At 60.2% G+C, this 7,406-nt stretch carries 8 protein-coding genes; 3 read left to right on the forward strand and 5 right to left on the reverse strand.

Annotated features, from left to right (window positions below):
- A partial coding sequence (locus tag WB402_RS05375) for a DNA internalization-related competence protein ComEC/Rec2 (RefSeq protein ID WP_424205884.1) occupies nucleotides 1-1,378 on the reverse strand: 1,378 nt, incomplete at its 3' end.
- A 96-nt stretch (nucleotides 1,379-1,474) separates the two neighbouring features.
- On the opposite strand from WB402_RS05375, the gene WB402_RS05380 reads away from it, so the two are divergent.
- Nucleotides 1,475-2,002, forward strand: coding sequence for a DUF2062 domain-containing protein (locus WB402_RS05380; protein ID WP_424205885.1), 528 nt, complete (start codon nucleotides 1,475-1,477; stop codon nucleotides 2,000-2,002).
- A 45-nt stretch (nucleotides 2,003-2,047) separates the two neighbouring features.
- On the opposite strand, the gene lolD is transcribed toward WB402_RS05380, so the two are convergent.
- The 4 genes from lolD to WB402_RS05400 form a co-directional block, all read right to left on the reverse strand.
- Nucleotides 2,048-2,770, reverse strand: a complete 723-nt coding sequence (gene lolD / locus WB402_RS05385; protein WP_424205892.1) for a lipoprotein-releasing ABC transporter ATP-binding protein LolD — start codon at nucleotides 2,768-2,770, stop codon at nucleotides 2,048-2,050.
- A 95-nt stretch (nucleotides 2,771-2,865) separates the two neighbouring features.
- Nucleotides 2,866-4,110, reverse strand: a complete 1,245-nt coding sequence (locus WB402_RS05390; protein WP_424205886.1) for a lipoprotein-releasing ABC transporter permease subunit — start codon at nucleotides 4,108-4,110, stop codon at nucleotides 2,866-2,868.
- Nucleotides 4,111-4,199: 89 nt separating this feature from the next.
- Nucleotides 4,200-5,360: a CapA family protein gene (locus tag WB402_RS05395; protein WP_424205887.1), complete on the reverse strand. Its 1,161-nt coding sequence runs from the start codon at nucleotides 5,358-5,360 to the stop codon at nucleotides 4,200-4,202.
- 14 nt (nucleotides 5,361-5,374) lie between these two features.
- Nucleotides 5,375-5,848 carry a DciA family protein gene (locus WB402_RS05400; protein ID WP_424205888.1) on the reverse strand — a complete coding sequence of 158 codons (474 nt, stop codon included), beginning with the start codon at nucleotides 5,846-5,848 and terminating at the stop codon, nucleotides 5,375-5,377.
- A gap of 117 nt (nucleotides 5,849-5,965) precedes the next feature.
- Between WB402_RS05400 and WB402_RS05405 the strand changes: the two genes are divergently transcribed.
- Nucleotides 5,966-6,685 (forward strand): YggS family pyridoxal phosphate-dependent enzyme, encoded by a 720-nt coding sequence (locus tag WB402_RS05405; RefSeq protein WP_424205890.1) that lies wholly within the window; start codon nucleotides 5,966-5,968, stop codon nucleotides 6,683-6,685.
- Nucleotides 6,686-6,831: 146 nt separating this feature from the next.
- Nucleotides 6,832-7,293 carry a c-type cytochrome gene (locus WB402_RS05410; protein ID WP_424205891.1) on the forward strand — a complete coding sequence of 154 codons (462 nt, stop codon included), beginning with the start codon at nucleotides 6,832-6,834 and terminating at the stop codon, nucleotides 7,291-7,293.
- The last annotated feature ends 113 nt before the right edge of the window (nucleotides 7,294-7,406 follow it).

Raw genomic sequence — 7,406 nt, forward strand, 5'->3', positions numbered from 1 at the left:
CGACACCGCACAGCAAGGCCCACCAGGACGGCGCGGGCTGCGTCCACTGGCTGAAGGAACAGTCCGCGAGCCACGACAACGCCTGCCACAGTCCATGCAGCAGCCCGGCAGCGAGTTTGAAAAAATAACCCGCGAACCAGCCCGGAAACAGGTTCAGCAGCAGCACGCCGCTGAGCGTCAGCGGAACCGCCATCAGGTCGAACACCGGCACGGCGAGCATGTTGGCGAGCGGCGCGATCAGCGACACCTGCTGGAACATCGCCAGCATCAGCGGCAGCATCCCGAGCGCGATCGCCCACTGGATATATCCCCACTTATATAGAATCGATCGTTGAGTCCGTTCGGCGTGAATCGCGAATACGATCACCGCCACCGCCGCGAATGACAGCCAGAAACCCGCCGCCATGACCGAAAGCGGATCGTACAACAGCACCGCCAGCCCGGCCGCGGCGAGCAGCTGTGACGGCGGAAAACGCCGGCGCAACAAAATACCGGACATGGCAATCGCCAACATGATGAGCGCGCGCTGCGTGGGAATCACAAAACCGGCGAGTGCCGCATAGGCAACTCCGGCGAGCAATGCACAGATAGCACCAAACATGGGCGCCGGCAGGCGCAGCACGGTGACGCCGGGCAACGCCCACAGCCCGCGCGTCAGGAAAAAAACAATGCCGGCAACCAGGCTGATATGCAGACCGGAAATGGCGATCAGATGCACCGTGCCGGTCTGGCGCAGGACTTGCCACTGCTCGTGGCTCACACCGCGGCTGTCGCCGTTGGCCAGAGCCACGACGATGCCGGCGTAGGGACTATCCGGCAGTTGCGCGCGGATGCGGTCACCCAGGTCCTGCCGCAGCCGGTCGATGTCATGCCACGCAGAGCTTTCGGTCATTCGCTGCGGGACGATGTCCTCGCGCACATACCCCTTGGCGCGGATGCGGTTGCGAAACAAATGCGCTTCATAATCGAATCCACCGGGATTCTGATAGCCGTGCGGGCGGTTGAGACGCACGCGCAAACGCCAGGTTTCGCCCGCGCGCGGACTAAAGGAAAAATCTTGGCTGTTGAGCAGGATGTGTCGCGGGACATGCACCGGCTCGCCGTCGCGTTCGGCGCGCGCGACTTCCAGTTCGAAGCGCTGTCCGAACTCCGCTTTCTGCGGAATATCGGCAATGCGTCCCTCGACAATGAGGTCTTCGCCTTCGAGTTCACGCGGGAGATTGTCCTGCAGGATCGCATCGGCGCGGAAACTCACCCACACGACACCGGCGACAAAAAACAACGGAAATATCCACGCGGGACGACGCAGGGACAACCACAGGAGCGGCGGGAGCATCAACCCCCACCACAGGGAAGGCAACACGGGCAGCTGCTGCACCAGCAGGACGCCCCCGAGAAAGGCAAGCGCGGCGAAGCGGATGGCCAGGCTCCTTGGCTGACATTATTATTTCGTAAGACTATACACTAACCACCCATGGCGAAAAATTGGATCAGGCGTTACCTGCCGGACGCGCACAAGATACGCGATCACAAACACCTGCGCCTGTTCGGCACGCTGCTGCACGACCCGAATCTCTGGCACCTGAACCGGCGCTCGGTCGCGGGGGCCTTCGCTATAGGGCTGTTCATGGCGTTCGTGCCCATGCCGTTTCAGATGATACCGGCGGCGGCGCTGGCGATATTTTGGCGTGTCAATTTGCCGATCGCGGTGGCGCTGGTATGGATCACCAATCCCGTCACCATGACGCCGATTTCCTACTTCTGTTACCGCCTCGGCGCGTGGGTGCTCGACACACCGGTGCAGGCGGTCGAGTTTCAAGTCTCGTGGGAGTGGATTACCACGGAATTCATCCGCGTTTGGAAGCCGTTTGTGCTCGGCTCGTTGCTGGTGGGCGCCATTTGCGCCGCCGCCGGTTATTTCGGCATGCTCGCCTTGTGGCGCTGGCACGTGATCCGCGAGTGGGAACGGCGACGGCTGCGCCGGATGAGGAGTAAAACGTGAGGCGCGAGAAGCGAGGTGGAAGGAGCAACAACAACACAACACTCCTCACATTTGTTTAAGAACGCCGTCCTCCAGCTTCAACACGCGGTCCATGCTGGCAGCCAGTGCGGGATCGTGGGTCACGATGATGAAGCTCGTCTGCAATTCGCGGTTAAGCTCCAGCATCATTTCATAAACGTTCTGGGCATTCTCGCGGTCGAGATTGCCAGTCGGTTCATCCGCCAGCACACACAGCGGTTGTGTCACCATGGCGCGCGCCACGGCCGCGCGCTGACGTTCGCCGCCCGAAAGTTCGCTCGGCCGGTGATGCAGGCGGTCCTCGAGCCCGACGCGCCGGAGCATGTCCTGAGCCTGTGCCAGCGCCGCATCCGGCCACATGCGGCGTATGAGCAGCGGCATGGCCACGTTCTCCAGCGCCGTGAACTCGTTCAGCAAATGATGGAATTGGTAAACGAAGCCCAGCTTGCCGTTGCGCATCGCGCTAATATCGGATTCGTTCAGCTTCGTGATGTCCTGCCCGTCGATCTCCACCTGCCCCGCCGTGGGCCGGTCCAGCCCCCCGAGCAAATGCAGCAGCGTGCTTTTACCCGAACCTGAGGCGCCGATGATGGCCACGCGTTCGCCCGGCTCGACGCGCAGGTAAACGCCCTTCAGCACGTGCACGTTGAACGCACCTTCGGCGAAGACCTTCTGCAGGCCGGTGGCGCGCAGGATGTACTTCTTCTCGACCTTCTCCTCTTTCTCGGTCGTCTCTGGCAGCACGGGCATGTCAGGCTTTTCCGCCATTTCAACGGCCTCGACCTTCTCCGCCTTGGCGGCTTTGTCGGTCTTGGCGGTCTTGCCGGATTTTTCGGTTCGCTTGCTCATTCGTAGCGCAAGGCCTCGGCCGGCTGCACCTTGGAGGCGCGCCAGGCCGGATAAAGCGCGGAAAGCAGACCCAGCAGCAGCGAACATCCTGACACCAGAAAGACATCGGACCAATGCAGATCCGACGGCAGTTCGCTGATCAAATACACATCCGCCGCGATGAAGGAAGTACTGAACAGCTTCTCAATGCCGAGCACGATGGTTTCGACGTTGAGCGCAAGCAGAATCCCGCAGAGCGTTCCCACCAGCGTGCCCAGCACGCCGACCACCGAACCGTGCGCCAGGAAAATACCCATGATGGTTTTCGGGCTCGCGCCCAGCGTGCGCAGGATGGCGATGTCAGCGCGTTTCTCGGTAACCACAACGACCAGTGTCGACACCACGTTGAACATGGCCACCGTCACGATCAACAACAGTATGACGAACATTACCGTCTTTTCGATTTTGAGCGCGCGGAAGAAATTGCCGTGCTCGCGCGTCCAGTCGCGCGCCATGTAGTTCGGGCCCAGACCCGCCGCCAGTGTCTCGGCGACGCGTGGCGCGGCATCGAGATCGCTGAGCTTCAGGCGCAGTCCGGTCACCTGGTCGCCCATCTGATAGAGCTTCGCGGCGTCATCGAGGTGCATCAGCACCAGGCCGCTGTCGTATTCGTACATATCCATCTTGAAGATGCCGACCACGGTGAAACGCTTGAAGCGTGGCATGATGCCGGCGGGCGTGGCTAGCGCCTGCGGAATGATCAGCGACACCTGCGATCCGACCGTCAGATCGAGCTTCCATGCGAGCGCGCTGCCGATCACGATGCCGAATTCTCCGGGCTTGAGCGCCTCGAGACTGCCCTCGATCATGCGGCTGCCGAATTCCGACACCTGATTCTCTTCGGTGGGCAGGATGCCGCGCACCATTACCCCGCTCACGCCCTGGCTGTGCGACACCATGCCCTGGCCGGCGATGTACGGCGCGCGCCCTTTCACGTTCGGATTCTTGATGCTGTCGGCCACGGCGCGCCAATCGTGCAGCGCGCCGCTGGTTTCGGTGATCGTGACGTGCGAGATCACGCCAAGGATGCGGCCGCGCAGCTCCTTGCCGAAGCCGTTCATGACCGACAGGGTGGTAATGAGCGCGGTGATGCCGAGCGTGATGCCGAGGATCGAGATAAGCGAGATGATGGAAATGAAGTGACTGTGTTTGCGCGAGCGCGTGTAACGCAGGCCTATGAACAACTCAAGCGGGCGTATCATGTCCCGGCATTAAACACAGATGCAAGATTTCGCACAAGTCCCTTTTGTTTCCGTTTCCGCGCGCGGTACGACGATTACCCGATTGTGTCCTAATTATTACCCGCCGTCAGCACCGCAACGCCGTCGCGATTTTCGAGCGCCGTCTGGCGCGCTTGCGACAATTGCTGCATCTTCTCCACCACTTCCGCGGCATCGCGCCCCGAGAGCGGCCGTGGCTGGAACACGACCTCGGCGTTCCTCACGTTGATCGGCAGGAGGCGCAGTTCGCTCCATTGCCGGTCGCGGAACGTGAGCAGCGCCATGGCGCTGCGAGTGGCGGTATTGCTGTAGGAACCAAAGGCAAAGTTGCCGAGGCTATAGAGGATAACGCCGTCGTGGTAGCGTTCCACGGCCTGCAGGATGTGCGGATGGTGTCCCAGCACGGCGTTCGCCCCGGCATCGATGGCCGCGTGCGCCAACTGCACCTGGTAGTCGCGCAGCTCGGTCTTGCCCTCCTGGCCCCAATGGAACGAAACCACCACGATATCGGCCTTCTGGCGCGCCGCCGCCACGTCCGCCCGTACGTCCTGCTCGTGACCGAAGGCGGTCCCGGGCTTGTCCGGCCCGGCCCAGAACTCCTCGGGAAACGTCAGGGAATAGGCCAGAAATGCCACTGTGGCCCCGCCCTTCACCATATATACCGGTGTACGCGCGTCAGCCAGGTTCCGCCCGGCCCCGACCGGGTGAATCCCCGCCTTTTCCAGGGCGGCGCGCGTGTCTTCCAGACCCTGCGGGCCGTAATCGAGACTGTGGTTGTTGGCCAGCGACACGATATTGAAGCCCGCCCGGGCCAGTGCCGGGGCAACCTTGTCCGGCGGTGAGCGGAAAACATATTTTTTGGGTGTCTCGTTCGCTCCGCCCGCGGTCAGCGGTCCTTCCAGATTGCCGAAGACGATTTGCGCCTGCTTGAAAAAGGATTGCGTCTGCTCGAAGGGATAGTCATAACCATACTTCTGCATCTCCGGCTCTGCCGTGCCGCCTAGCATGATATCGCCAACCGCGGCGATGCGAACTTCCAACGTCTCAGCTTTCGATGTTGTGGTGGCGCCGGATTCGTCTGGCGCGGTCTGCGTCGCGACCGGTGCGGGAGCGGAACCCGAGGCAGATTGCTTGGCCGGTGGGGGCGATGGCGGAGTCGTAACCGGAGTGGCGGCGCAGCCTGCCACCAGGGCAAACAGCAACCACTCTCCGACGTGTCGGAACAGGCGCATGCAAAAAGTATATTCTATCTTTTCGGCTGCGGGTGCTTGTCGCGTGCGCCGGCCAGCCGGATGAGCGACTTGCGCAGCGCCGGATCAACAATGTCGTCCGCCACGCTCTTAATAAGGTGGGCGGCAGTATCGGGGATACGGCTCGGCAGGAGCACCTCGCGTTTCTTTTCCAGCGGGCTGCGCGCGCGTTCGGGCAGCACCCGCACGTACAGATCCTGCAAATCCCGGAAATAGGGATCAGCGCGCAACTGGTCCATGATAGCCGCCTGACTATGGCGCAAACGGCTGGCCCAGGCCGAGGTATCGGCGCGCAGACTCAGGCGGCCGTGGTCGTAACTGACGGGGAAACTGTGCGAAACCAGTGGCTCGCCGACGCTAGCCTTCCAGTGCGACAGCAGGCTCGAGAGCTTGTCCATGTGCGCACCCGCCCGATTCAACACCGCGGAGGGCAAATGGGCGCCAGCATTCTTGAGACCGTTCCGTGTCATTTGTCAATCGCCTCGCGCTGCCGTCGATTCACTGCGGGCGATCATTATCACCAAATTTTTTTCACACGCAACGTTGACAAGTGAATATATTTTTTAATTCGCGGTAACATGCAAGATATGAACCAGAGTGTTGACACGATCGCAAGCAATTTATTTCGCGTGAAGCAATCCATCGCCAAGGTCGCGAGCGTCGCGAAAAGAAATCCGGACGAGATTCGCCTGATCGCGGTTACAAAAACCCATTCGCATGAAGCAGTTGCCGCCGCTATCGAAGCCGGTCATAAGGATTTCGGTGAAAGTACAACACAAGAAGCGTTGGCAAAAATTTCACATCTTGCAAATCCGTCCATAACCTGGCATTTCATCGGTCACCTGCAAACCAACAAGGCGAAATTCATTCCGGGAAATTTTTCCTGGCTGCATTCGCTCGACAATCTTGATCTCGCGCGTAAACTTTCCCGACGCGCGCAGGAACTATCAGCAAACATTAATATACTGATCGAGGTCAACATCACGCGCGATCCCAAAAAACACGGCATCGCACCTGACGTGCTGGCTGATTTCGTTGAACAATTCCTGAAGGAAAACCTCTCCGCCCTTTCCCTGCGCGGCCTCATGACCATCGGCCCGCACGTCGTCCCGGAAAAGGAGATCCGCGGATGTTTTGCCAGGCTGCGCGAACTGCGCGACGCGTGCCGCACGCGCTACGCCCTGCCTGGCTTCACCGAACTGTCCATGGGCATGAGCGGGGACTACGTGGAGGCGATCAAGGAAGGCGCGACGATGCTGCGGGTGGGGACGGCGATCTTCGGAGATAGGGATTATTCTAAGAAATAGCCGTATTCCTGTTACTGTGGCTTGTCGGAAAAACGGTTGCTCTTTACTGGGTTCTTGTTTCAACCGGTACGTATACAACCCGAGCGGAATTTTCCGGTGATTCAAGCCGTCATGAGTAATTCAACAAATAAGGAGGATGTAACGTAATGAAGCGAGTCAAAATACGCCGTCTGTCGGCCATGGGTTCCGTACTGGTGATGCTGGTCCCGCTGGCGCTGCACGCCGCGGAACCGGAAGACATCATCAAATATCGCCAGAACATGATGAAAGCCATCGGCGGGCACACCGGCGCGGCCGGGGCAATCATTCAAGGCAAAGTGGATTACAAGAACCAGCTCGCCGATCATGCCCGCGCCCTGCAGGCGTTGACCAGCGACATCCCGGCGCTGTTCCCGAAGGATTCCGATTTCGGCGATACCAAAGCCAAAGACGACGTGTGGTCGAAACGCGCGGAATTCGAGAAGACCGCCAAGGATGCCAAGGCCAGAGTCGCGGCGTTTGCCAAGGCGGTCCAGGGCGGAAATCAGCAAGCCATCGTCGCGAGCTACAAGGAAATGGGCGAAGGCTGCAAGGGCTGCCACAAAGATTTCCGCAAGAAAGACGACTAACAGACAGTTGAAAAAATCCCGAAAAGCCTTTCCGTTCGTGCTGAGCCTGTCGAAGCACGAACGGAAGGCATTGATTTTCAGGGTTCGCCGTTCGCACTTCGACCGCGGACTGG

Origin of the sequence: Sulfuricaulis sp. (genome assembly GCF_049587675.1) — a bacterium.
Lineage (GTDB): Bacteria > Pseudomonadota > Gammaproteobacteria > Acidiferrobacterales > Sulfurifustaceae > Sulfuricaulis.